This is a genomic window from Rhodococcus spelaei, assembly GCF_006704125.1.
In the GTDB taxonomy this organism is placed as follows: domain Bacteria; phylum Actinomycetota; class Actinomycetes; order Mycobacteriales; family Mycobacteriaceae; genus Rhodococcus_G; species Rhodococcus_G spelaei.
Genome location: NZ_VIGH01000001.1, coordinates 353207 through 377918, shown reverse-complemented (window position 1 = coordinate 377918; position 24712 = coordinate 353207). Strand labels below are relative to the sequence as shown.

Annotated in this window: 14 protein-coding genes; 7 read left to right on the top strand and 7 right to left on the bottom strand. The window is 69.3% G+C overall.

Annotated features, from left to right (window positions below):
- Positions 1–53: 53 nt before the first annotated feature.
- Positions 54–821, bottom strand: a complete 768-nt coding sequence (gene map, locus FK531_RS01670; protein WP_142094903.1) for a type I methionyl aminopeptidase — start codon at positions 819–821, stop codon at positions 54–56.
- A gap of 50 nt (positions 822–871) precedes the next feature.
- Here map and FK531_RS01665 point away from each other — a divergent pair, with 50 nt between their 5' ends.
- The 7 genes from FK531_RS01665 (at position 872) to FK531_RS01640 (ending at position 13253) form a co-directional block, all read left to right on the top strand.
- A complete protein-coding gene (locus FK531_RS01665; protein ID WP_142094902.1) occupies positions 872–1141 on the top strand; it encodes a helix-turn-helix domain-containing protein in 270 nt (89 codons plus the stop codon).
- A 261-nt stretch (positions 1142–1402) separates the two neighbouring features.
- Positions 1403–2965 carry an alkaline phosphatase D family protein gene (locus FK531_RS01660; protein ID WP_142094901.1) on the top strand — a complete coding sequence of 521 codons (1563 nt, stop codon included), beginning with the start codon at positions 1403–1405 and terminating at the stop codon, positions 2963–2965.
- A gap of 134 nt (positions 2966–3099) precedes the next feature.
- Positions 3100–4944, top strand: a complete 1845-nt coding sequence (locus FK531_RS01655; protein WP_181762772.1) for a glycosyltransferase family protein — start codon at positions 3100–3102, stop codon at positions 4942–4944.
- 182 nt (positions 4945–5126) lie between these two features.
- On the top strand, positions 5127–5276 hold the full coding sequence (locus tag FK531_RS22185; RefSeq protein ID WP_181762771.1) for a hypothetical protein: 150 nt from the start codon (positions 5127–5129) through the stop codon (positions 5274–5276).
- Positions 5277–5424: 148 nt separating this feature from the next.
- On the top strand, positions 5425–8673 hold the full coding sequence (locus FK531_RS01650; protein WP_142095315.1) for an arabinosyltransferase domain-containing protein: 3249 nt from the start codon (positions 5425–5427) through the stop codon (positions 8671–8673).
- A gap of 187 nt (positions 8674–8860) precedes the next feature.
- Entirely contained in the window at positions 8861–12118 is a 3258-nt protein-coding gene (locus tag FK531_RS01645; protein WP_142095314.1) for an arabinosyltransferase domain-containing protein, read from the top strand.
- Positions 12119–12350: 232 nt separating this feature from the next.
- Complete coding sequence (locus FK531_RS01640; RefSeq protein WP_354003498.1) at positions 12351–13253, top strand: hypothetical protein; 903 nt, start codon at positions 12351–12353, stop codon at positions 13251–13253.
- 70 nt (positions 13254–13323) lie between these two features.
- Here the strand turns inward: FK531_RS01640 and FK531_RS01635 are convergent, their stop codons facing one another.
- From FK531_RS01635 to FK531_RS01610, 6 genes are all read right to left on the bottom strand, one after another.
- Positions 13324–14868 (bottom strand): acyl-CoA carboxylase subunit beta, encoded by a 1545-nt coding sequence (locus tag FK531_RS01635; protein WP_142094899.1) that lies wholly within the window; start codon positions 14866–14868, stop codon positions 13324–13326.
- The gene (gene pks13 / locus FK531_RS01630) at positions 14869–19938 is read right to left on the bottom strand and encodes a polyketide synthase Pks13 (RefSeq protein WP_142095313.1); all 5070 of its coding nucleotides are present in this window, start codon (positions 19936–19938) and stop codon (positions 14869–14871) included.
- A gap of 53 nt (positions 19939–19991) precedes the next feature.
- Positions 19992–21878, bottom strand: coding sequence for a long-chain-fatty-acid--AMP ligase FadD32 (fadD32, locus tag FK531_RS01625; RefSeq protein ID WP_142094898.1), 1887 nt, complete (start codon positions 21876–21878; stop codon positions 19992–19994).
- 171 nt (positions 21879–22049) lie between these two features.
- Positions 22050–23042: an LLM class F420-dependent oxidoreductase gene (locus FK531_RS01620; protein ID WP_142094897.1), complete on the bottom strand. Its 993-nt coding sequence runs from the start codon at positions 23040–23042 to the stop codon at positions 22050–22052.
- An 81-nt stretch (positions 23043–23123) separates the two neighbouring features.
- Positions 23124–24104: a cutinase family protein gene (locus tag FK531_RS01615; protein WP_142094896.1), complete on the bottom strand. Its 981-nt coding sequence runs from the start codon at positions 24102–24104 to the stop codon at positions 23124–23126.
- Positions 24105–24110: 6 nt separating this feature from the next.
- Complete coding sequence (locus FK531_RS01610) at positions 24111–24659, bottom strand: DUF732 domain-containing protein (protein ID WP_142094895.1); 549 nt, start codon at positions 24657–24659, stop codon at positions 24111–24113.
- Positions 24660–24712 lie beyond the last annotated feature (53 nt).

The following is a 24712-nucleotide window of genomic DNA, read 5'->3' as shown; positions in this document are numbered from 1 at the left end:
GCCTGCGGCGGGTGTGAGCAGAGCGTTCTCCGCCACCTCGACCGTCCCGCGGGTCACGCAGCGGTCAGGACCACCGGGCCGCCCGCGGTGATCGCGACGGTGTGCTCGCTGTGCGCAGCCCTCGTTCCGTCCAGCGTGCGGAGGGTCCACCCGTCGGCGTCGTGCCGGTAGTCGTCGGTGCCGCCTCGGATGAGCATGGGTTCGAGAGCGAGCACCAGGCCGGGCCGAAGTTTCATGCCTCGACCGGGCCGTCCCTCGTTGGGCACGTCCGGGTCCTCGTGCATGGCACGTCCGATGCCGTGGCCGCCGTGATCGGCGAGCAGGCCCCACCCCTGGGATCGCGCGAAAGTGCCGATGGCATCGGCGATGTCGCCGATCCGGTTTCCCACCCTGGCCGCCTCGATGCCCCGCGCCAGCGCAGTCTCGGTGTCGGCGATCAGCCGGAGGTCCTCGGGGTCGGCCTCGCCCACCACGAAGCTGACTGCGGAGTCGCCGCACCAGCCGTCGAGGAACGCTCCGCAGTCGAGGCTGACGAGATCACCGTCCACAAGCCGGTAGTCCGTCGGAATGCCGTGCACCACCGCATCATTGACACTGGCGCAGACGACGCCTGGAAACGGGCTCGGGGCCCAGTCGGGGCGGTAGCCGAGGAAGGCGGGCGTGGCGCCGGCCGCCCGGATCGTCTCGGCCGCGGCCGCGTCGAGGTCACGCAGGCTCACCCCGACCGCGGCGGTCGCGCGCGCGGCGTCGAGTGCGGCCGCGACGACTCGTCCCGCGGCCCGCATCGCCTGCACTTCACGTTCCGTCTTGATCTCGACCATTGCTCCCACACTCCCAGTTCCAATAGTTATACCGGTATTACTATAGGCACATGGTGCGCGTGCCGCTCACGGCGGAGGAACTCGAACGGGGCCAGCGGCTGGGCGAACTGCTACGCGCTGCGCGGGGATCGGCGAGCATGGCCGACGTCGCGACTAGCGCTGGCATCTCGGCGGAAACCCTGCGCAAGATCGAAACCGGCCGGATCGCGACACCGGCGTTCTTCACGGTCGCAGCACTCGCACAGGTCCTCGACCTCTCGCTCGACCGCGTCGCACACGCACTCGCGGATCCGCCGGTCCGCCGCGACGCCGCCTCCTGAACCCGAAGACCCCGTCACGCGGCTCGAGCACCAATTCCCGCCGCAATGAGATTCACCGCTGAGGCCGGCGCGTCGGGGAGTCGGGGAGTCGGGGAGTCGAGTCAAGCTGAGGTTCCATCACGGCGCCGATTCACAAGAAACATCGACACCGAGTCTCCGTCCGACCATCACCCGACCTTTACCGAACGTTGGTTTTCGTTCGTCACCCTCACAAGCCGTCGCGTCTACGAGGCGCAGGCACCCCACTCGTGAGGAGAACCCGTGTACCTGTCGCGCCGAACCCTGCTCCGCTCCGCCGCGCTCGGGCTGATCGCCGTTCCCGCGGCCGCCTGCTCCACCGGCGGGAGCAACACCGCCAGCGGGTCATCGGCCTCCTCGACCGCCCTGCTTCGCGATCGCCCGGTTCTCAGCCACGGTGTCGCCGCAGGCGATGTGCGCCGGGACGGCGCACTGATCTGGGCGCGAGCAGACCGGCCCGCGAAGCTCGTCGTCGAGACCTCCGCGAGCGAATCGTTCACATCCCCGACGCGATTCGAGGGCGGCATGCTCACGCCGGCCACCGACGGCACCGGGCGTCTGCGTCTGACCGGATTGCCCGCCGGTGAGCAGATCCACTACCGCGTCACCCTCGAGGGCGAGGACCGCGCCACCTCCGAACCGGTCACCGGTGTCTTCCGCACCGCACCCGACAAGGCCTCCGACATCACCCTCCAGTGGTCGGGCGACACCGCGGGCCAAGGCTTCGGCATCAACCCCGACATCGGCGGGATGAAGATCTTCGACACCATGGCTTCCCGCGACCCGCACCTGTTCCTGCACTCCGGCGACGTCGTCTACGCCGACGGTCCGCTCAAGGAGACCGTCACCCTGCCCGACGGCCGGATCTGGCGAAACGTCGTCACCGAGTCCAAGAGTGCCGTGGCGCAGACCCTCGACCAGTACCGCGGCCAGTTCGCGTACAACCTGCTCGACGAGAACTACCGTCGTTTCAACTCCTCGGTGGCGCAGATCGTCCAGTGGGACGACCACGAAACCGTCAACAACTGGTACCCCGGCGAGATCCTGGACCTGCCCGAGTACACCGAGAAGAACGTCGACGTACTCGCCGGCCACGCCTTCCAGGCATTCCACGAGTGGCAGCCGGTCCAGCCGACCGAGGCAGTCGACGGCCGGGTCTACCGCAAGATCGGGTACGGACCACTGCTCGACGTGTTCGTGCTCGACATGCGCAGCTACAAGGACGCCAACGACGCGAACAACGGCCCGGCCGGGCGGATCCTCGGCGCCGAGCAGACCCGGTGGCTGATCGACGAACTCGGACGGTCCACCGCGACTTGGAAGATCATCGCCAACGACCTTCCCCTCGGCCTGGTGGTCCCCGACGGTGACACCGCCTACGAGGCCGTCGCCCAGGGTGACCCGGGCCAGCCCCTCGGCCGGGAAACCGAGGTGGCTCAGGTCCTTTCGGCCGTCAAGGCCAAGAATGTCACCGGTATCGTCTGGCTCACCGCCGACGTCCACTACACCGCCGCTCATCACTACTCGCCCGAGCGGGCCAGTTACAAGGACTTCGACGAGTTCTGGGAATTCGTGTCCGGACCCCTCAACGCCGGCGGGTTCGGACCCAACAAGCTCGACGGCACGTTCGGACCGGAGGCCGTCTTCGTGCACGCCCCGCCCACCCCGAAGGCCTCCCCGATGGAGGGGTTCCAGCACTTCGGCGAGGTCCGGATCGACGGTGCCACCGCCGACCTGACCGTCGACCTGCTCGACGCCGCGGGGACGGTGCTGTACACCAAGACGCTGTCCGCGCCGAGCAAGTGACGGGCAGCCGAAGCCTGGTCCGCTCGGTCCCGGTGTGCGGGCCGTACCCAGCCACCTCACAGGGTGGATCGGTACGGTATCCGACTAGCACCGCGGCCGACGTCCCGTCTGCCGCCGACTGACGGGATGGGTGCATGACGCTGACTCCTGGTCACACCGCGGGCACCGCACCCGACCGCGCCGAGCACGACAACGCCGTCGACCAGGCACCGATCAGCACCACCACTGCGCCCGACGCGTCCCGGCTCCGCACCGTCGGACGGCGCCTGCGACCGCGCCTGACCCGACCCGACGTCGCTGCGGCCGTCGGGTTCACCGCACTCGCGGTCTTCGTCCTCTCCCGGCAGTGGCGCTCACCAGCGACCGGCTACCTCGTCGACAGCGGCCAGGACCAGCGGATGTGGGAGTGGTTCTTCGCCGTCGCGGCCCGCTCGATCACCCACCTCGACAACCCCCTGGGCACCGTCCTGCAGAACTATCCGCAGGGCGTCAATCTCATGGCCAACACCGCCATGTTCGGGGTCAGCATCCCGCTCGCCCCCGTCACCCTGCTGTTCGGCCCGACCGTCACCTGGACGCTCGTCCTCACCGCGGGGCTCGCGGGCACCGCGTTCGCCTGGTACTGGCTCCTCGCCCGCTACGCCGTGCAGTCCCGCGCGGCCGCGGCTGTCGGGGGCCTGTTCTGCGGGTTCGCCCCGGCGATGATCTCGCACGCCAACGGTCACCCCAACTTCGTCGTCCTGGCACTGCTCCCGCTGATCCTCGGTTGCGTGATCCGACTCGGCCGCGGAGCGGGCCCGCGCACCGCAGTCGTCCTCGGTCTGCTCGTCGCCGCTCAGATCGCACTCGGCGAGGAGCCGCTGCTCATCACGGCCCTGACCTTCGCCGTGTTCACCGCGTGCTACTTCGCGTTCCGACCCCGACTGGCTGCGCCCGCCGCCCGCAACGCCGTGCGTCCGCTGCTGCTGGCCGCCGCCATCGCTGTGGTGCTCACCGCGGCCCCGCTGTGGTGGCAGTTCTTCGGCCCGCAGAGCTACCACGCCATCGATCACGGGCTGATGGGCAACGACCTCAAGGCCGTGCTGCAGTTCCCGACACAGTCCCTCGGCGGGCACACCAACCCCGGCCAGGACGTCGCGATCAACCCCACCGAGCAGAACGCGTACTTCGGCTGGCCCCTGCTCGCCGTGGTTGTCTCAGCGGCCGCATGGCTACGACGGTCACCGGTCGCGCGGGCGGCGTCCGCCACGACCGCGGTGATGATCGTGCTCTCGCTCGGCTCCCGGTTGATGATCGGCCGCAGTGACACCGGCATCGAGCTGCCCTGGAAGTGGATCGCGAACCTGCCGCTGCTCGAGTCGGTGCTCGAGACCCGCTTCGCGATGGGCGCTGTCCCGGCGATCGCGCTGCTGCTGGCCCTGGCCACCGACCGCGCGCTACGCGAGCGGGCAGCACTGATCCCGTGGTGTCTCGGTCTGCTGCTCGCCCTGCTGCCGCTCGCTCCGGCGCCCCTCCAAGCCATCGACCGTTCCGCCGCCCCCAAGTTCTTCACCGACGGGACCTGGCGCGACTACGTCGACTCCGGTTCCCTCGTCACCGTGCCGCTGCCCCGACCCGAGGATGCCCGCGCGCTGACCTGGCAGATCGACGCCGACTTCGGCTTCCCACTCGCCGGCGGCTACTTCGTCGGACCGGTCGGGCCGGAGAAAAAGGCCAAGTACGGACCCGACGACCGGCCGACCGCGAGCGTGTTGGCGCAGACCCAGAAGACCGGCATTGCGCCCGAGATCACGGACGCGATGCGCGCCCAGGCGGTGACCGACCTGAAGTTCTGGCAGGCCGACGTGCTGGTGCTGCCCCGCGGGCCGAAGGAGCAGGTGCTGCGTCAGACCGTGCAGGCCCTGCTCGGCGACCCAGGTCACCGCGCCGACGACGTGTGGGTCTGGGACGTAAGGGCACTGGTCGCCGTCGGGCGCTGACGTCCGCCACCGATCCGGGGCCCGCAGGTAGGGGAAACACTAGGGGCCGGGGGATGCCCGACTCACCCCTAATCGACCCCTAACCTGCGCCCGATCCGTTCCGTCGAGGGCCGACAGCTCGGTCCAATGGCTCACGGCACCAACCGGTGCCGGTCACCATCGCACGACCCGCAGGAGCGCTTATGTCCTTCTCGACGATCTTTTCGACCCTGATCTCCGCGATGTTCGGCGGCAACTTCGGCACCGGCTCGGGCAGCGGTTCGGGTGGCGCTGCCGGCGGTGGCGCGGCGGGTGGCGGAGCCGGTGGGGGTGGCTTCCACTTCGACTCCTGACAGGCAGCGAGTCCGGGGTCCACACCCTCGCACGGACCCCGGACTCGCGCCCTCGGGACTCGCCGACGACCGGTGACGCGGCACCCAACCCATAGGATCGGTCCTTGTGCCCGCCGAGTCTGAGTTCCCCGCAGCGTCCACGCCCGGAATGTCCAAGCCCGGAATCGATTCCGCAAACCGGTCCGGAGTGCGGACCGCCCGCCTGATCGCGATCGTTGCCGGCCTGCTCGGCGCCGTCCTCGCCGTCCTGACGCCCCTGCTGCCGGTCGACCAGCAGACCGCCCACGTGTCCTGGCCGCAGAACGACTCGCTCACCAGCGTGAACGCCCCGCTGGTCAGTTACGAGCCGCTCGCCCTCGACATCCACATCCCGTGCGCCGTCGCCGGGACCCTGCCCCCGGGCGGCGACACCCTCGTCTCCACCGCGCCGAAACAGGCACCGGACTCCGAGCTCGCCGGGCTCACCGTGAAGGTCACCTCCGATGCCGACCGGACCGTCTCGGTGATCCTGCGGAACTCGCAGTTGATATCCGCACCGCTCGCCGAACTCACCGCAGGCGGATGCACGGCGATCGTCGTCCACTCGGACGCCACCCACACCACCGCCACCTTCGCCGGTATGCCGGCCGGCTCCACCCCGGTCACCGCGGACCAGCCCGGCGACCTGCGTCCCCAGATGGTCGGGATCTTCAGTGACCTGCAGGGCGCCGCCCCCGCGGGCCTGCAGGTGCAGGCCGAGATCGACTCCCGGTTCTCGTCCAGCCCCACGCTGTTCAAGCTGCTGGCGATGATCGTCGGTGCACTCGCGACCCTGCTCGCGTTGGTCGCCCTGCACCGCCTCGACAACGTCGACGGCCGCCGCGCCCGCCGGTTCTTCCCCTCGCACTGGTGGAAGTTCACCGGCGTCGACGCGGTCGTCGCCGGCACCCTCGTGCTCTGGCACTTCATCGGCGCCAACACCTCCGACGACGGCTACCTGCTCAACATGGCCCGGGTCTCCGAGCACTCCGGCTACATGGCCAACTACTACCGCTGGTTCGGCGTCCCCGAGGCCCCGTTCGGCTGGTACTACGACGTACTCGCCGCGATGGCCAAGGTCTCCACCGCCAGCACCTGGATGCGGTTGCCCGCGCTGATCGCCGGAATCCTGTGCTGGATGGTGATCAGCCGCGAGGTGATCCCGCGTCTCGGTCGGGCGGTGCGGCACAACCGCATCGCGGTGTGGACCGCCGGCCTGGTGTTCCTGTCCTTCTGGCTGCCCTACAACAACGGCCTGCGCCCGGAACCGATCATCGCGCTCGGCGCGCTGCTGACCTGGTGCTCGATCGAACGGGCCATCGCCACCGGACGACTGCTGCCCGCCGCCGTGGGCGTGCTGATCGCCGCCTTCTCGCTCGCCGCCGGGCCGACCGGGGTGATCGCCGTCGCCGCCCTGATCGTGAGCCTGCGACCACTGGTGAAGATCCTGGTCACCCGCGCCCGGGTGGTCGGGTGGCTGCCGCTCGTCGCCCCGATCCTGGCGGCCGGCCTCGTCGTCCTCGTCGCGATCTTCGCCGACCAGACCCTCGCCACCGTCTTGGAAGCGACGAAGGTCCGCACCGCCATCGGTCCCAACGTGTCGTGGTTCGGCGAGTACCACCGCTACGACGCACTGCTGAACGTCTCCCCCGACGGCTCGCTGGCCCGCCGGTTCGGCGTCTTCGCGATGTTCCTGTGCCTGATCGTGTGCGCGATGCTGCTGCTGCGCGGCCGCGGCAAGATCCCCGGCGCCGCGGCCGGGCCGTCGCGCCGCATCCTCGGCATCGTCTTCGCCTCCCTGTTGCTGATGATGACGACGCCGACCAAGTGGACCCACCACTTCGGCGTGTACGCCGGCCTCGCCGGATCCATCGCCGCGGTGACCGCCGTCGGCATCGCCGCCGCGACCCTGCGCTCACGGCGCAACCGGACGCTGTTCGCCGCCGGGGTGCTGTTCCTGCTCGCACTGGCGTTCACCGGCCCCAACGGCTGGTGGTACGTGTCGAGCTACGGCATCCCGTGGTGGGACAAGTCGCCGTCGATCCACGGCTACACCTTCGCGACCGGCCTGCTCGCGTTGAGCATCCTCGCGCTGCTGCTGGCCGGCTGGCAGCACCTGCGGGAGCCGTACCGCGCACCCGAACAGCCGCACCCCGCCCGCGGCTGGCGGGCCCTGCTCGCGTCGCCGCTGACCCTGGCGGCCGCGTTCATCGTGCTGGTGGAGGTGCTCTCGCTCGCGAAGGGCGCGATCTCCCAGTACCCGGCGTACTCGGTGGCCCGGTCCAACTTCGACACCCTCACCGGCGACACCTGCGCGCTCGCCGACGACGTACTGATCGAACCCGACGCCAATGCGGGCACCCTCGCCCCGCTCACCCCCGGCGCGGATCCGTTCGGGAGCGCCGCCACCAACACCGGCTTCACCCCCAACGGCGTGCCCCTCGACCTCACCGCCGACGCCGAGAACAAGGCGGCGGGCGGGGCCAACACCGTCGACGCCACGTCGACCACCACCAGCACCGGGACCGGCGCGGGCACCGGCGGCGGCACCGGATCCACCGGCGTCAACGGCAGCTCCGTGAAACTGCCGTTCGGGCTGAACCCGGCGACGACCCCGGTACTCGGCAGCTACCAGGCCGGCGCGCAGGCGCCCGCGCACCTCACCACCGGCTGGTACGAGCTGCCCGCCCGGAGCGACGCGGCGCCGATCCTCGTGGTCACCGCCGCCGGTCGCATCCGGTACGTCGACAAGGACGGCATCGTCACCTACGGCCAGGACCTGTCGGTCGAGTACGGCAAGCGGACCCCCGACGGCGGTGTCGAGGTCGGGGGCAGCATCACTCCGATCGACATCGGCCCGTCGCCGTCCTGGCGGAACCTGCGGGTGCCGATGTCGCAGATCCCCGCCGACGCCGACACGGTCCGGCTGGTGGCGAACGATCACGACCTGAGCCAGAAGCAGTGGCTGGCGATCACCCCGCCGCGGGTGCCGCAGCTGCAGACGCTCAACGAGGTGGTCGGGTCGTCGGCACCGGTGCTGCTCGACTGGTCGGTCGGCCTGTCGTTCCCGTGCCAGCGCCCGTTCGACCACCGGTACGGCGTCGCCGAGGTGCCCGAGTACCGGATCCTGCCCGACCGCGTCGGCGCCGACTCGACCAACGGTTGGCAGGACAAGATCGGCGGCGGACCGCTCGGCTGGATCGACCTGCTGCTGACCTCGCGGACAATGCCCAGCTACCTGAACGAGGACTGGGCGCGGGACTGGGGTTCGCTCGAGAAGTACACACCCCTCGACCCGTCCGCGGCGACCGCGACCGTCGACACCGCGACCGTCACCCGGTCGGGACAGTGGAGGCCGGGTCCGATCGCTGCGCGGTAACCGACGTCGCGGGCTCGGTGCGGCCCTGCTCCTCGACATGCAGGGCCCGCACCGACTCCCGTGACCTCAATTTTCGGACAATCTCCATGCGGTGTGAGCCACTCAGGTTGCTCGCATACCATCGTGAACCGTGCCCGACGTCGTGACAGCTTCTCCCCAGGCCCCCGCAGCTCCCGAACAGGTAGACATGCGCGCGAAATACCGGACCGCCCGGCTGATCGCGATCGTCACCGGGCTGCTCGGATTCGTCTTCGCCGTCGCTACCCCGTTCCTGCCGGTCAACCAGACCTCCGCCGCGTTGAACTGGCCGCAGGCGGGCGTCATCGGCAGCGTCGACGCGCCCCTCGTCTCGCAGGTCCCGATCGACCTGCAGGCCAGCGTGCCCTGCCGCCTGGTCCGCGACCTCCCGCCGACCGGCGGGCTGTTGCTCGGCACCGCCCCGCCGCAGGGCACCGGGGCACCGCTCAACGCGATGTTCGTCCGAGTCAGCGACTCCACCGTCGACGTCCTCGACCGCAACGTCGTGGTCGCGTCGGCGCCGCGGGCCGCGGTCGAGTCCGGCGGCTGCTCGGCGATCACCATCAGCTCCGACATCAACCGCACGACCGCGGCCTTCGAGGGCCTGACGGTCGACGGGCACCCGGTCACCGGCACCCTGACCGGCGACCTCCGCCCGCAGATGGTCGGCGTGTTCACCAACCTCGAGGGCCGGGCTCCCGCCGACCTGACGCTGACCGCGAACATCGACTCCCGGTTCTCGTCCTCGCCGACGTTCGTCAAGCTCGCCGCGATGGTCCTCGCGTGCATCCTGACCATCGCCGCGCTGGTCGCGCTCGCCCGACTCGACGGCACCGACGGCCGCGGCCACCGACGCTTCTTCCCGTCCCACTGGTGGCGGTTCAAGCTGGTCGACGGCGTGGTCGTCGCGATCCTCGCGCTCTGGCACTTCATCGGAGCGAACACCTCCGACGACGGTTACCTGCTGACCATGGCGCGGGTGTCCGAGCACTCCGGCTACATGGCCAACTACTTCCGCTGGTTCGGCGTCCCCGAGGCACCCTTCGGCTGGTACTACGACGTGCTCGCCGCGTTCGCGAAGGTCTCCACCGCGAGCCCGTGGATGCGCCTGCCCGCGCTGATCGCCGGCATCCTGTGCTGGCTGGTCATCAGCCGCGAGGTCATCCCGCGTCTCGGTCGCGCGGTCCGGTTGAACTCCGCCGCGGTGTGGACCGGTGGCCTGGTGTTCCTCGCGTTCTGGCTGCCCTACAACAACGGCCTGCGCCCCGAGCCGATCGTGGCGCTCGGCGCGCTGCTGACCTGGTGCTCGGTGGAGCGGTCCATCGCGACCGGACGCCTGCTGCCCGCCGCGGTGGCTGTGCTGATCGCCGCGTTCTCGCTCGGCGCGGCACCCACCGGCCTGATGTGTGTGGCGGCGCTGCTCGCCGGCGCCCGGCCGATGGTCCGGCTGGTCGTCAAGCGGCACCGGGAGGTCGGCACACTCCCGCTGGTCGCGCCGATCCTCGCCGCGGGCGCCGTGGTGCTGGTCGCCGTGTTCGCGGACCAGACGTTCGCCGGCGTCCGCGAGGCCACCCGGGTGCGCACGCTGATCGGCCCGAACATGCACTGGTACGAGGAGTTCCTCCGGTACTACTACCTCTTCGTGCAGACCGTGGACGGCTCACTGGCGCGTCGTTTCGCCTTCCTGATCATGGTGCTGTGCCTGTTCACCGCACTGTTCGTGCTGTTGCGCCGCAAGAAGATTCCGGGCGCGGCGGTCGGACCGTCCTGGCGTCTGCTCGGCGTCGTGTTCGGCACCATCTTCTTCATGATGTTCAACCCCACCAAGTGGACCCACCACTTCGGCGCGTACGCGGGCATCGCCGGTTCCCTCGCCGCGCTGACCACGGTCGCCGTCTCGGCCGCGGCGCTGCGCTCGCGCCGCAACCGGACAATGTTCGCCGCGGGACTGCTACTGGTGCTTGCCTTCTCGTTCGCCGGCATCAACGGCTGGTGGTACGTCTCGAGCTATGGCATTCCGTGGTTCGACAAGACGGTGTCCCTCGGAGGCAAGGAAGTCAACACCGCGATGCTGGTGCTGTTCGTGCTGGCCATCCTGCTCGTCGCCTGGCAGTACTTCCGCGAGGACTTCGTCGGCACCGAGGTGAAGGCGTCCAGCGAAAGAGGTAGGCGGATCAAGAGGTTCGCCCCGATCCCGCTGACCGCGGTCGCCGCCGCGATGGTCCTGTTCGAGATCCTCTCGATGGCCAAGGGCGCGGTCTCGCAGTACCCGGCCTACTCGTTGGCCCGCTCGAACATCGACGCGGTCACCGGGTCGATGTGCGGTCTGGCCGACGACGTCCTCACCGAGGCCGACCCGAATGCCGGTCGCCTGCAACCGATCTCCACGATTCCCGATGCGGCTCGCCGCCCGGCTGAGCCGTTCGGTCCGCTGGGCGGAAGCAACCCGACCGGCTTCAGCCCCAACGGGGTGCCGTCGGACCTGTCCGCCGACTACACCGAGGTCAAGCCCGGCCAGGCCAACACCGACAACCAGTCGGTCGGGGCCACCTTCGTCACCGGCGCCGGCGCCGGAACCGAGGGCGGCACCGGTGCACGCGGCGTCAACGGCAGCACCGTCAAGCTCCCGTTCGGGCTGGACCCGGCGACCACCCCGGTCCTCGGTAGCTACCAGACCGGCGTGCAGGAGCCCGCCCAGGCCACCTCGAGCTGGTACCAGCTGCCCGCCCGCAGCGACAGCTCACCGCTGGTGGTCGTGTCGGCCGCCGGCCGCATCTGGTCGGAGGACAAGAGCGGCAAGGTCACCTACGGTCAGTCGCTGCTGCTCGAGTACGGACACCGGGAGGCCGACGGGTCGATCACCTCGCAGGGCACCTACCTCCCCAAGGACATCGGCCCCGCGCCGTCCTGGCGGAACCTGCGGATCCCGCTCGACGAGCTGCCCGCGACCACCGACGTGGTGCGGATCGTCGCCAACGACCCGAACCTGACGGGCGACCAGTGGCTGGCGTTCACCCCGCCGCGGGTGCCGCAGCTGCAGACGCTCAACGACTACGTCGGGTCAACCCAGCCGGTGCTGCTGGACTGGGCGGTCGGGCTGCAGTTCCCGTGCCAGCGCCCGTTCGACCACCAGTATGGCGTCGCCGAGGTACCCGGCTACCGCATCCTGCCGGACCGTCCGCTCGCGGTCAGCTCCACCGACACCTGGCAGTCGGAGGAGAACGGTGGTCCGCTCGGCTGGACCGAGATGCTCGCCGAGGCCTCGACGGTCCCGACGTACCTCAACCACGACTGGGGCCGGGACTGGGGCGCCCTCGAGCGGTACAACCCGCACTTCCCGAATGCCGTCCCCGCGACCGTCGACACCACCGACGTCAAGCGGTCGGGCTTCTGGAGCCCCGGCATGATGCGGGTCTACCCCCACTAGCCGCCCACTTCCCCTGCACCACCCCTCAGGGTGATGGGAACCTTCATTCGGTCTAACTGGCCGAGGGTTCCCATCACCCTGGTTGGCTGTGCACACGTGGCAGGGTTATCCACAGGCGACGACAGACACCATTCCGTCGTGAGGGCTCCGTGGGAATACTGCTGGCATGAGACGGGGGCGATGGGGGTCGGTCGAGTTCGACGAGCTGTGGGCCTGGAGTGACGACGGACTAGTGCGTGTCGCTGACCTTCGCGAAGCCGGAATGTCCGGCTACGCCATCGACGCCCGCTGTCGAAGTGGCGGACCCTGGCAGCGCATCCTTCCCGGACTGATCCTGTTGCACAACGGAATCCCGACGCAGCGACAGAGGCGAAGTGCGGCGTTGCGGTACTGCGGCGCGGATGCGGTCCTCACCGGACGTGCCGCGCTCGCCGAACACGGCTACCTCAGTTCCGAGGCGGCCGGTGACGTGCACGTACTGATACCCCACGCGCGCCGACTCCAATCGATGGACTTCCTGACGGTCGAGCGGAGCGCACGGATGCCGAACCCCGTGCAGCTCGGCAGTCTGGCATGCGCACCCATCACCCGAGCACTCCTCGATGCAGCGCGGCGTATTACAGATATCAGGACCGTACGCGCACTGATCTCCGAGGTGGTGCAGCGAGGCGATGCCACCCCGTCAGATCTGTTGGCCGAGTTGAACTTCGGCAGTCGACGCGGCACTGCCTTGCCCCGCAAGGTACTCGAGGAAGTTGGCGAGAACGCACACTCGGTGGCGGAAATCGACGCCTTCGAGCTGTGGAAACGCAGCGGTCTGCCACTCATGCTGCCCAACAAGATCGTCGAGGACAGTCGCGGCCGGTTCCTCGCCCGCCCGGACGGGTGGTTCGACGATGTTGCGCTCGCGTGGGAGATCGATTCGCACGACTGGCATCTCGGCGCCGAGGAGCACGATCACACGCTGAAGCGTCGAGCGACGATGCAGAGCGCCGGCATCGTGGTCATGGCAACCCTCCCGAGCCATCTGCGCCTGGAACCGGGTCGCATCATCGACAACCTCCGCGACCACTACGAGTTGGCGCGATCGCGTCCGCGCCCGAACGTCCGCATTCGCCCCGACACTCCTGGGTGATGGGAACCATCAGCCAGTCAGACCGAATGATGGTTCCCATCACCCTGCGGGAGAGCCCGGGGCACTGCGATCAGAGCGGGAGCAGGTGGTGCTTGCGCGGGTTCTTGTAGATCGTCTTGTCCCGGAGCAGGGTCAGCGCCTTGCGGATCTCGAGGCGGGTGGTCGACGGGTAGATCACGGCGTCGACGTACCCGCGCTCGGCCGCGATGTACGGCGTCGCGACGTGCTCGTTGTAGAAGTTGATCAGGTCGCGGCGGACGGCCGCGGCATTCTCGCCCGCCGCCTCGATCTGCCTGCGTCCGATGATGTTGACCGCACCCTCAGCGCCCATCACGGCGATTCGCGCGGTGGGCCACGCCAGGTTCACGTCGGCGCCGAGCTGCTTCGACCCCATCACCGCGTAGCCGCCGCCGTACGACTTGCGCACCACGACAGTCACCTTGGGAACGGTGGCCTCGACGTAGGAGAACAGGAAGCGGCCGCCGCGCTTGATGACGCCGATCTTCTCCTGCTCCACACCGACCAGGAAGCCCGGCGTGTCGACGACGAACACCAGCGGGATGTCGTACGCGTCGCAGACCCGCACGAAGTGTGCTGCCTTGTCCGAGGACGCTGCGTCGAGCGCTCCGGACAGGTGCATCGGCTGATTGGCGACCACGCCGACGGCGCGCCCGTCCACGCGGGCGAACCCGGTGATGATGTTCTGTGCGGTCTGGCCGCGGACCTCGAGGAAGTCGCCGTCGTCGAAGATCCGCAGCAGGATGTCGTGCATGTCGTAGCCGGCGTTGTCGGCGTCCGGCATGAACGTGTCGAGCGCGAGGTCCTCTTCTGTGATCTCCGGCTCCAGGCCGGGATTGACGATCGGAGGCTTCTCGTTGCAGCTCGACGGCATGAAGCTCAGGTACTGGCGCGCGTACTCGAACGCGGCCTTCTCGTCGGCCGCGACATGATGGATGTTGCCGTACTCGGCCTGCTTGCGGGCGCCACCGAGCTCGTCGAGGCTGACGTCCTCACCGGTGACGGACTTGATCACGTCCGGTCCGGTGACGAACATGAACGACTCGTCGGTCGCGATCACGAGGTCGGTGTTGATCGGCGCGTACACCGCACCACCGGCGCACTTGCCCAGGATGATCGAGATCTGCGGGCACATGCCCGACAGCGGCTCCTGGCGTCGACCCATCTCGGCGTACCACGCCAGTGACGTCACGGCGTCCTGGATCCGGGCGCCGGCGGACTCGTTGATGCCGACGACGGGGCAACCGATCTTGATGGCGAAGTCGTTGACGGCGGCGACCTTTCGGCCGAAGATCTCGCCGGCGGCACCGCCGAAGACGGTCTGGTCGTGGGCGAACACCGCGACCGGCCGGCCGTCGACGAGTCCGTGGCCCGTGACGACGCCGTCACCGTACGGGTTCGACGGGTCGCCGGGCTGCCGGGCGAGCTGTCCCAGCTCGACGAAGGTGCCCGGGTCGAGCAGCATGTCGATGCGTTCGCGTGGCGTCGGCAGGCCCTTCGCCTTGCGCTTCTCGATGGCCTTCGGGTTGCCCGGGGCCTTCGACAGCTCGAGCTTCTCGCGCAGCTCGGCGAGCTTCTCGGCGGTGGTGGTGCTCACTCAGTTACTCCGGTTCTCGGCCTCGATGACGGCCAGCTTCTCGGTCAGGTCGGCCCCCACCTTGGCGATGTACGGTTCGTCCACGATCTGGATGTGGTCGCCGCCGACATGGATGATCTCCAGGTTCGGGGCAATCTTCCCCCAGCCGCCGTCGGGTGCCCGCGTCGCGAACGAGGGCTCGAGGGCGATGGCGTCGTCGTGGTACCGGTCCGCGAGGTACAGCACGACCTCCCCGTCGTACCTGTCCGGCTTCGCCGTCTGCAGCGCCCGGTTGTCCAGCCAGGAGGTGCGCTGGTGCTTGATGATCCCGCCGGGAATCTGCGCGCCGCTCACCTTCAGCAGGTCCATCAGGATCTGGATCTGCTCCTCGTCGGATTCGGCCGCGGCGAGCTTGTCGTACGGCAGCGGCGCGTCGACGTTGTACGTCTTCTTCGCGAACGCGGCGTACCGCTGCCAGCGCTTCTTGATTTCCTCGGGCGTGTCCTCGACGTCCTCGCCCGCCATGACCGTGTCGATCAGCCCGACGATCCGGACGTCCTTGCCCTCCGCACGCAGCATCGAGCCGACGGCGTAGGACAGAACCCCGCCGAGCGACCAGCCGTACAGCACGTACGGACCGTCGCCCTGGATCTCCTTGATCAGCGGCAGGTACTCGGCGGCACGCACCTCGATCGGACCCTCGGTGCGTTCGAAGCCGTACATCGGGGTGTGCGCCGGAAGCCGACGCAGCAGCGGCTCGTAGGCGACGGTGGACCCACCGGCCGGGTGGAACACGAAAACCGGTACGGCAGAGGATCCCTCAGGACGTTCGCGCAGGGTGCGCACCAGCCCGTCGATCTTGACGCCGTCCTCGAGGTGCTCGCGCACCCGCTCCGCGAGCTGCTCGACGGTCTCCGAGTCGAGCACGTCGTCGAAGCTCACCTCGCCGCCGGCCCGCTCGGTCAGTCGCGCCGCCAGCCTCTCCGCGGTGTCGTCGTCGAGCACCGGGAGGATGTTGAAGATGCCCTTGGCGGACTTGCCAGTCACCACCGCCCAGGTCGCGAACGTGAGCCGCTCGGCGGCGTCGCGCGGCGGGACGTTGATCTCCCCGTCCGACGAGTCCTGCTCCGCCTCGGCGACGATCTGCTCGGCCTCCGCGACCGGGCTCGTCGACTCCCCGTCGAGCTCGGAATCGAGTGCGGTGGAAGCCTCTTCGACCTCGGCGACCTCGGCGGCCGCCTTCTCGGCGCGCTGCTGCTCAGCGAGCGCCTCGACCTCTTCGCGGTTCTCGATCGCGTAGCGCAGGTACTTCTCCACCTCGCGCAGGTTCGCGTCCCGGACCGCCTGCAGCTGCAGCTGCGGGATGTCGAACTCGTACTCGACGCGGTTCTTGATCCGCACCGCCATCAGCGAGTCCAGGCCCAGCTCGATGAGCGGGATCTCGGCCGGCAGGTCCTCGGGCGCGTAGCCCATGGACTCGGCGACGATCAGCGCCAGCCGGTCCTCGAGGGTCTGGCTGCTGTTCGGATCCCACTTGTCACCGAAGGATTCGACGACCTCGGGCAGTTCCTCCATCGGCGAGCTGGACCGCGCGACAGGTGCCGCGACGACCAGCTCGGGCAGGGGCTCCCCGGCGGTGACGACGGCGTCCAGCAGCAGCACGAAATCAGCGCCGGTCTTGCCGTGCACCTGCAGTGAGGCACCGCCCGGATGCGGGTTCAGCGTCGTGGTCAGCGTGCCCTCGGCGGGCAGCTCACCGCGCGCGATTGCGGCGGTCAGCGTCACATCCGAAAGCACCTGCGCGGCAGCCGAAGTCGCCAGCTCGTTCAGGTCGGTGACGGCACCTGCCGCGACCTCCCAGACGTGCCTGCCGTCGGGCAGCGAGACGTGCGCGCCGGGGGCCCGGGACGAACCGGACGTCGAGACGCGGGTGTCGAGCCAGTGCTCCTTGCGCAGGAACGCGGTCCGCGGCGGGTTCGCGAAGTCGCCCGTGGCGAACAGCGACGGCAGGTCCACCGCGTGTCCGTGCACGTACAGCTGCGCGAGCGCGTTGAGGACGCCGACCTCCTCGTCCTCCTTGCGCTTGAGGGTCGGGATCAGCTGCGCGTCAACCAGTCCGGCGTCGAACGCGGTCGCCGCGACCGACATCAGCGTCGCGGGGTTCGGGGCCAACTCCACGAACGTGGTGTGCCCGCTGTCGACCGCCATCCGCACCGCGTTGGTGAAGTAGACGCTGTGCCGCATGCCCTTGGTCCAGTACTCGACCTGGTGGATCGGCTCGTGGCCGGCGCGGTAGAAGGTCTCCTTGTCAACCGAGGAGTACAGCCCGACCTTCAACGTGTGCGGCTCGATGCCGGCCAGCTCCGCGGCCAGCTCGCCGAGGATCGGGTCCACCTGCGAGGTGTGGCTGGCGCCCTTGGTCTGCAGGATCCGGCCGAGCTTCTCCTCCGCCTCGGCACGGGCCACGATGGCCTCCACCTCGGGCTGGGGCCCACCGATGACGGTGTGCGTCGGGGCCGCGTACACGCAGACCTCGAGGTGCGGAAAGTCCCCGAGCACCGACTCGATCTCGGCGGCGCTGTATTCGACGAGCGCCATCAGCCGGATGTCGTCGCCGGACAGCACCGACTCGCCCTCGCCCATCAGGCGCGAGCGGGCGGTGATCACGCGCACCGCATCCTCGGGCGAGAGTCCGCCGGTGACGTAGGCGGCGGCGGCCTCACCCATCGAGTGCCCGACCGCGGCCGCCGGATCGGCACCGTGGTGGCGCAGCACGGCCGCGAGCCCGACCTGGATGGTGAAGATGCCAACCTGCGAGGTCTCGACGTCGTAGTCGATCGAGTCGTCGAGGAACTTCTCGGCCATCTTGTAGCCGGCCTCGTACTCGATCAGCTCGTCGACCTCGTCGACCGTCTTCCGGAACACGGCGTTGCTGCGGTACAGCTGCTTGGCCATCTTGCGGTGCTGCGAGCCGAAGCCGGAGAACACCCAGACCGCACCCTTGGCGGCGGGGGCGTCGGCGGACAGCACGCCCTGACCGGGCTTGCCCGCGGCGACCGCACGCAGTCCGGTGATGGCCTCGGCGTGGGTGCGGGCCAGCACGACCGCGCGGGAGCGTCCGTGATTGCGTCGGGCCAGAGCGCGTCCGAGGTCCTCGAGCGGGGTCGCGCTGCCTTCCGCGGTCTCGAGCCAGTCCGCCAGGTTCGCGGCAGCCAGCCGACGGCGCGAGGGCATCGCGGCGGAGACAGCGAGCAGCACGGGCAGCGGCTGTGACTCGGCCGGCCGCTCCGCGTCCGGGTGGGCATCGTCAGGCCGCTCGTCCACCGGGTGGGGGGAACCCTCGGCCAGTTGGTCCGAATGACGGTTCCCATCACCCGAGTCGGCGGTGGCCTCGACGCCCATGGACTCGGCGGCGTCGGCCAGCACCGCCGCGGCCTCGGCATCAAGCCACTCCGTGGCCTGTGAGTCCTTCTGGTCCGCAGCGGGACCAGAAGGACTCACAGGCGCCGTAGGCGCCTCGTACTCGCGGACCACCACGTGCGCGTTGGTGCCGCCGAAGCCGAAGCCGGAGACGCCCGCGATCGCGCGACCGGTGTACCGCGGCCAGTCGGTGGCCTCGGGGATCACGCGCAGGTGCGCGGTGTCGAACGGGATGTACGGGTTCGGGCCCGCGTAGTTCAGCGACGGCGGGAGCTTGTCCTCCCGCATCGCCAGCACGACCTTGATCAGACCCGCGGCGCCGGCGGCAGCCTCGAGATGACCGAAGTTCGTCTTCGCGGAGCCGAGCAGTGCGGGCTTGTCGTCGTCCCGGCCGCGGCCGACGACGCGTCCGAGCGCGTCCGCCTCGATCGGGTCGCCGAGGATGGTGCCGGTGCCGTGCGCCTCGATGTAGTCCACGCCGGACGGGACGATGCCCGCGTCGCGGTAGGCGCTGCGCAGCACCTCGGCCTGCGCGTCGGGGTTGGGGGCGAGCATGCCGTTGGAGCGGCCGTCCTGGTTGACCGCGGATCCCGCGATCACCGCGAGGATCTGGTCCCCGTCGCGTTCGGCGTCCTCGAGCCGCTTGAGCACGACCAGTCCGCCGCCCTCGGCGCGCACGATGCCGGTCGCGTCGGAGGAGAACGCCTTGATCTTGCCGTCGTCGGTCAGGATGCCGGTCTCGTCGAAGCCGAGGGTCGCGGCGGGCGCGACGAGCATGTTGACGCCGCCGGCCAACGCCAGGTCCGACTCGCCGGACCGCAGAGAACGCACCGCCTGGTGCACGGCGACCAGCGAGGACGAGCAGGCCGTGTCGAGTGCGATCGACGGCCCGCGGAAGTCGAAGTAGTAGGAGACCCGGTTCGCGACAATGGACGTCGAGGTGCCGGTCAGCGCGTACGGATGCGCATTCACCGGGTCACTGACGGCGAGGAGCTGGTAGTCGTTGGCGGAGCTGCCGATGAAGACGCCGACCTGCTCGCCCTTGAGCTCGTTGGCGGGGATCCGGGCGTGCTCGAGCGCTTCCCACGTCAGCTCCATCGCGAGTCGCTGCTGCGGGTCGACGTTCTTGACCTCGAGCGGCGACATCGCGAAGAACTCCGCGTCGAAGCCCTTCACGTCGTCGAGGTAGCCACCCTTGGTGTTGGCCTTCTCGATCGCCGCGGCGATCTGCGGGTCCGCGGCGAACTCGTCCCAGCGACCCGCGGGCAGCTCGGTGACGGCGTCGCGGCCCTCGATGAGCAGTCGCCACATCTCGTCCGGGGTCTGCCCGGTGCCGGGGAAACGGGTGGACACGCCGACGATCGCGATGTCGTGCGACTGCGAGGTGTCCCCCCGCGTGTAGTACGCGGCGTCGTCACCGACCTCGGGCACCTCCGGCTCACCCTCGATGATCAGCGTCGCGAGCGAGGCGATGGTGGGGTGCTGATAGACGACCGTGGCGTTCAGCGTGACGCCGACCAGTTCCTCGATCTCGCCGGACAGAGCGACGGCATCCCGGGACGCGAGCCCGAATTCCTCCATCGGGCGGTCGTCGGTGATCTGATCCACCGGTTGCCCGGTGGCCTCGGCAACCCAGTTGCGCAGCCATTCGCGCAGCTGCGCGACCGTCATCTCTGTTTCAGCCATCAACCCATCACGCTACCCGTCGGAAAGGACTTGTCGTCTTAGACGCTATCGGGGAACGCGGTCTGCGTGTAACCACCGCGCAGTGTGCCCTCGATGTATGCGGCCTTGCAGGCGCGTCGCGCGATCTTGCCGCTGGAGGTTCGCGGGATGGATCCCGCGGGCACGAGCAGCACGTCGCGCGCGGTGACGCCGTGCCTGGTGGAGATCGCCGCGCGGACCGCGTCGGCGATCGGACCCGGGTCGGCCTTGCCCGCACCGGGGGCGCGCTCGCCGACCAGAACCAGCTGCTCGGACGCGTCGTCGGCGTCGAAGGTCAGGCCCGCGCCCGCCTCGAACACCTCCTTGGGCAGCTGGTTCGCCGGCACCGCGAACGCCGCGACGAAGCCGGGCCGCAGCGCGGTGCTCGCCTCCTGCGCGGTCGCCTCGAGGTCCTGCGGGTAGTGGTTGCGGCCGTCGACGATCACCAGGTCCTTGACCCGGCCGGTGATGTAGAGCTCGCCGTCCACGTACACGCCGAAGTCGCCGGTGCGCATCCAGTTCGAGTCCTCGGGCGCGCCGTCGGCGTGGCTGCCCTCGGCGATCTTCGCGGCAAGCTTGTTGTGGAAGGTCTGCTCGGTCTCCTCGGGACGACCCCAGTAGCCCTGGCCCATGTTGTTGCCGTGCAGCCAGATCTCGCCGACCTGCTCGTCGGGGACCTCGGCGCCGGATTCGGCGTCGACGATGGCCGCCCACTGGCTGCGCGCGACGTAGCCGCAGGACACCTGCGCGATGGCGCCCGGGGCGTCCTTGTCGACGGTGACCATGCGACCGCGGTTGAGCTCGTCGCGGTCGACGTAGATGACCCTGGCCTCGTCGCTGTGCTTGGTGGACGAGACGAACAGCGTCGCCTCCGCCATGCCGTACGACGGCTTGATCGCGGTCTTGGGCAGTCCGTACGGCCCGAACGCGTCGTTGAACTTGCGCATCGACGACGTGGTGACCGGCTCGCTGCCGTTGATCAGGCCGATGACGTTGCTCAGGTCGAGGGTCTCGCCGTCCTTGGGCAGGCCACGGGCGGCCGCGTGCTCGAAGGCGAAGTTCGGCGCCGCGGCGAAGGTGCCCGCACCGTCGGTGATGGCGGCCAGTTCCTTGATCCAGCGGTACGGACGCTGGACGAAGGCGCGCGGGCTCATGATGGTGATGTACTTGCCGCCGAGGGCGGGCAGGATCACCGTGAGCAGGCCCATGTCGTGGAACAGCGGCAGCCAGGTGACGCCGCGGGAGTCGGTGGTCAGCTCGATCGCGTCGACCATCTGCAGCGCGTTGGTGCCGACCGCGCGGTGGGTGATCTCCACGCCCGCGGGGACCCGGGTCGAGCCCGAGGTGTACTGCAGGTACGCGATGTCGTCGAGGCCGATCTCCGGGTAGACCCAGCTCTCCGCGACGGTGTCCGGGATGGCGTCGACGGCGATGATGCGGGGCCGCTCCGCGGCGGGCAGGGTGCGGAACAGCTGGCGAACGCCCGCGGCCGAGCCGGAGGCGGTGAGGATCGCGGACGGCTTGCAGTCGCCGAGGACGGCGTGCAGGCGGTCACCGTGACCGGGCTCGTCCGGGTCGAACAGCGGCACGGCGATGGTGCCCGCGTGCATGGCCGCGAAGAAGGAGATGACGTAGTCGAGGCCCTGGGGCGCGAGGATTGCCACCCGCTGACCGGGCTCGGTGACCTGCTGAAGGCGGGCCGCGACCGCGCGGAGGCGGTGGCCGAACTGGTCCCAGGTGAGCTCCTGGACCTCGCCGTCGCGCTCACGCGAGTAATCGATATATCGGTATGCCAGCTCGTCCGAGTTCTCCCGGGTGTGCCGTTCGACGTGGTCGACGAGGGTGCTACCCGGCATCAGCCGGATGTGTCCCGCTTCGTCGATGTAGTCATCGAAAGTCTGGTTCATACCTTCTCCTCCAAGGCAAGCCCGCAGCGCGGCGTCTGTGCACCCGCGGGCTTCGTCCCCTGCGGCAGCGAGGGGTCGTGCAAATAGTGTCTAGTGGCAATAGGCAGGTCTCGTCTTGGTAACGATCTGCTTCGCACCCCAAACCAACAGAATGCTACAGATGCCTGAGCGTCATTCACCCTTGAGTTGGGTGATCACGGGAGCAAACGCATCCATCTGGGTCGGGAAGATGCCCACGTACGACATCGATGTGCGAGCTCGAACGGCCCTGATCTGATCGGCAATCTCCTCGTAGGTGCCGAACGCCAGGTAGGGAGAGTTGAGAATGTCCTCCACGGTCAGGGTGACATCCACCTCGATGTTCGGGGGATACCCGTTGGCGAGCGCGGCCAGGGCCATCTCGGCCATCGCCTCGCGGTCGTCGGTGGGCATGATGGTGGTGATCGTCCAGTTCAGTTCGATGTCGTCGAACCTGTCACCGGCGGCCTCGCGGATCCGATCGACCCGAGCGGCGGTCGCCTCCATCGTGATGCCGGACAGCAGCATCTTGCCGTCCCGGTTGCTGGGCGGGGCCAACGAGATGATGTCCGCGTACTTCGCGGCCAACGCCAGCATCTTGGGACCGCCGCCGCCGACGGCGATCGGCGGACGCGGACCCTGACGCGGGCGCGGGCTGCCCTTGAGTCCGTTGATCTGGTAGTACTCGCCCTGGAAGTTGCACTCCTGCCCGCGCAGCAACGTGTCCAGGATTTCGAGGGTCTCCGCGAGCTTCGCGATGCGCACCCCGGGGCTGTCGTACGTGATGCCGCCCTTGTCGAACTCTTCCTTCATCCAGCCGGCACCGATGCCCAGTTCCAGCCGTCCACCGGAGAGGACGTCGATGGTCGCCGCGTCCTTGGCGAGGACCGCGGGATGCCGAAAACCGTTGGCCAGCACCGCAGTTCCGAGACGGATCTTGTCGGTGGCGACGGCCAGCGCACCGAGCGCCGCGATCGGTCCGACCTGGTTGCCCAGGTGGTCCGGAATCATGAAGCTGTCGTACCCGAGTTCCTCGGCCTTCTGCGCCAGCTTGACGAAGCGACGGGCGCCACCTTCCTCGGCGTTGCCCTCTCCGCCGGCGGCGAACCGGAACTTGCGCGGCGCGGTGGCGTCGGCGGAACTCATCTATCGCTTCTCCTGAAACTGGGGGCACGCGGTACGGCAGGTGGCCAATTGGCCACTCTATCGGGTTCGCACGGGTCCCCACTATTCGTGAGCGGGAACCGGCGCGGACCGTACCTTGTCAGCGGCCCAGTTTGTCATCCACTGGGTCGCCGTGGTGCCGTTTTGATCGACCACGAAGGTGTTGTACAGGGCATGGACAGGATTGTTGATGTACTCCCCGACACGGCTGAGGCTGGCGAGGAGATTCGACGGCTTGAACGCGTTGGGTGGCGCGTCGCAGATCCCGTCCGACGGCGCGCAGATCTGGACAGTCCGGTCGGCGAGTGCACCGAAGCCACCCGGGCGCGGACCGGTCATCGTGATCCCCGGGACCTTCAGCCCGTTCAGCGACAACTCGGCGCCGACACCCCCGACCGAGGGTCCGATGGTCGGGGCGGCGGCGGGGTCGCGTCGACCGTCCGCGATGACGCCGACGCCGAGCACCAGGTCGGCGGGAACCGGGCCGGTGCCCGCGCCGATGGCGGCTGCCACGTCACCCGCGATCACCGCCCCCTGCGAGAAACCGGTCAGCACGAAGCTGGTCAGCGGGCAGTTGGCGTGCATCGAGGCCATCACCTCGGTGGCCTTGGCGGTGCCCTCACCGCGGCTCTTGTTGTACGAGGTCTGACCGTCCGGCGGCAGGGCCACCGGGTTCGAGAACTGGGCGACGTACGGCACCGTGTAGACCTGGGCCCGCTGCGGACCGAACTGCGCCTCGAGCGGGCGAGTGATGTTGAGCATCAACGAGTTCAGGTTCGCGGTCGGGTTGAACGGGTCGTCCCCGGCACTGGACTCCCAGGTGCCAGGTATCGCGACCACCTGCACGTCCGGACAACTGGCCGGCTGCGCGGAGGGCCGTCCCGGCGTCGGCGTCGGGACGGGCGGCGGCTTGGGCACGCGCCCCGCCAGCAGGTACCACGCCACCAGCGCGGCCAACGCGACCAGCAGCATCACGATGAGCACGATCAACAGGCGCAGGAACCTGCGCCCGGCCGACGTCCGTCCCTTACCCGCGGCAGCCATCGACGGCTACTTGTTGCAGTACGTGGACTGTGCGGCGTCGATGTAGACCTTCGCCGCCTGGGCCGCCTGGTCCGCGGACTGGTTCACGCCCGCCAGGGTGGCCTCGGCTCCGGCCATCCCGGTCACGTAGGCGGTGATCTCCCCGGCGTCGACGTTGTTCGCCTTCGCCGAGCAGATGTAGTTGGCGGTGGAGATCGCGACGTCGCCGTTGCCCGCCGGGCTCACCCCGCCCTTGCGCAGCGCCTCGACGAACGCCTTGCCGCGGGCGTCCAGTGCGGGCGCCTCCGTCGGACCCGGGAAGCCGCTCGGGACGGCCTGCGGGGTCTCCGGCGGCGCCGTCGCCGCGACGGCGGGGCTGGTGTACGGCGGCACCTCGATGCCCGTCGCCAGCGGCTGGGCCGTCGGCGACCCGGTGCCCTGCGCGGTGGTGAGCGTGGGGGTGCTGCTCGCCGTCGAGTCGTCGCTGCCGCAACCGGCGAGCACACCGACCGCGGCCACGCTCAGCGCGCCGACTGCGACGGCCCGAGCCAGAGGGGTAGGGGTCGAAATACGCATGTGAGTCTCAGTCCTCTGGGGTGTTGAAGCGTGCTCGGCCGATGGGGCGTTGG

Excerpts from the sequence above, each read along its gene's own strand:
- map (WP_142094903.1), bottom strand. The coding sequence starts at position 821 with ATGGTCGAGATCAAGACGGAACGTGAAGTGCAGGCGATGCGGGCCGCG.
- FK531_RS01665 (WP_142094902.1), top strand. The coding sequence starts at position 872 with ATGGTGCGCGTGCCGCTCACGGCGGAGGAACTCGAACGGGGCCAGCGG.
- FK531_RS01655 (WP_181762772.1), top strand. The coding sequence starts at position 3,100 with ATGACGCTGACTCCTGGTCACACCGCGGGCACCGCACCCGACCGCGCC.
- FK531_RS22185 (WP_181762771.1), top strand. The coding sequence starts at position 5,127 with ATGTCCTTCTCGACGATCTTTTCGACCCTGATCTCCGCGATGTTCGGC.
- FK531_RS01650 (WP_142095315.1), top strand. The coding sequence starts at position 5,425 with ATGTCCAAGCCCGGAATCGATTCCGCAAACCGGTCCGGAGTGCGGACC.
- FK531_RS01645 (WP_142095314.1), top strand. The coding sequence starts at position 8,861 with ATGCGCGCGAAATACCGGACCGCCCGGCTGATCGCGATCGTCACCGGG.
- pks13 (WP_142095313.1), bottom strand. The coding sequence starts at position 19,938 with ATGACGGTCGCGCAGCTGCGCGAATGGCTGCGCAACTGGGTTGCCGAG.
- fadD32 (WP_142094898.1), bottom strand. The coding sequence starts at position 21,878 with ATGAACCAGACTTTCGATGACTACATCGACGAAGCGGGACACATCCGG.
- FK531_RS01620 (WP_142094897.1), bottom strand. The coding sequence starts at position 23,042 with ATGAGTTCCGCCGACGCCACCGCGCCGCGCAAGTTCCGGTTCGCCGCC.
- FK531_RS01615 (WP_142094896.1), bottom strand. The coding sequence starts at position 24,104 with ATGGCTGCCGCGGGTAAGGGACGGACGTCGGCCGGGCGCAGGTTCCTG.
- FK531_RS01610 (WP_142094895.1), bottom strand. The coding sequence starts at position 24,659 with ATGCGTATTTCGACCCCTACCCCTCTGGCTCGGGCCGTCGCAGTCGGC.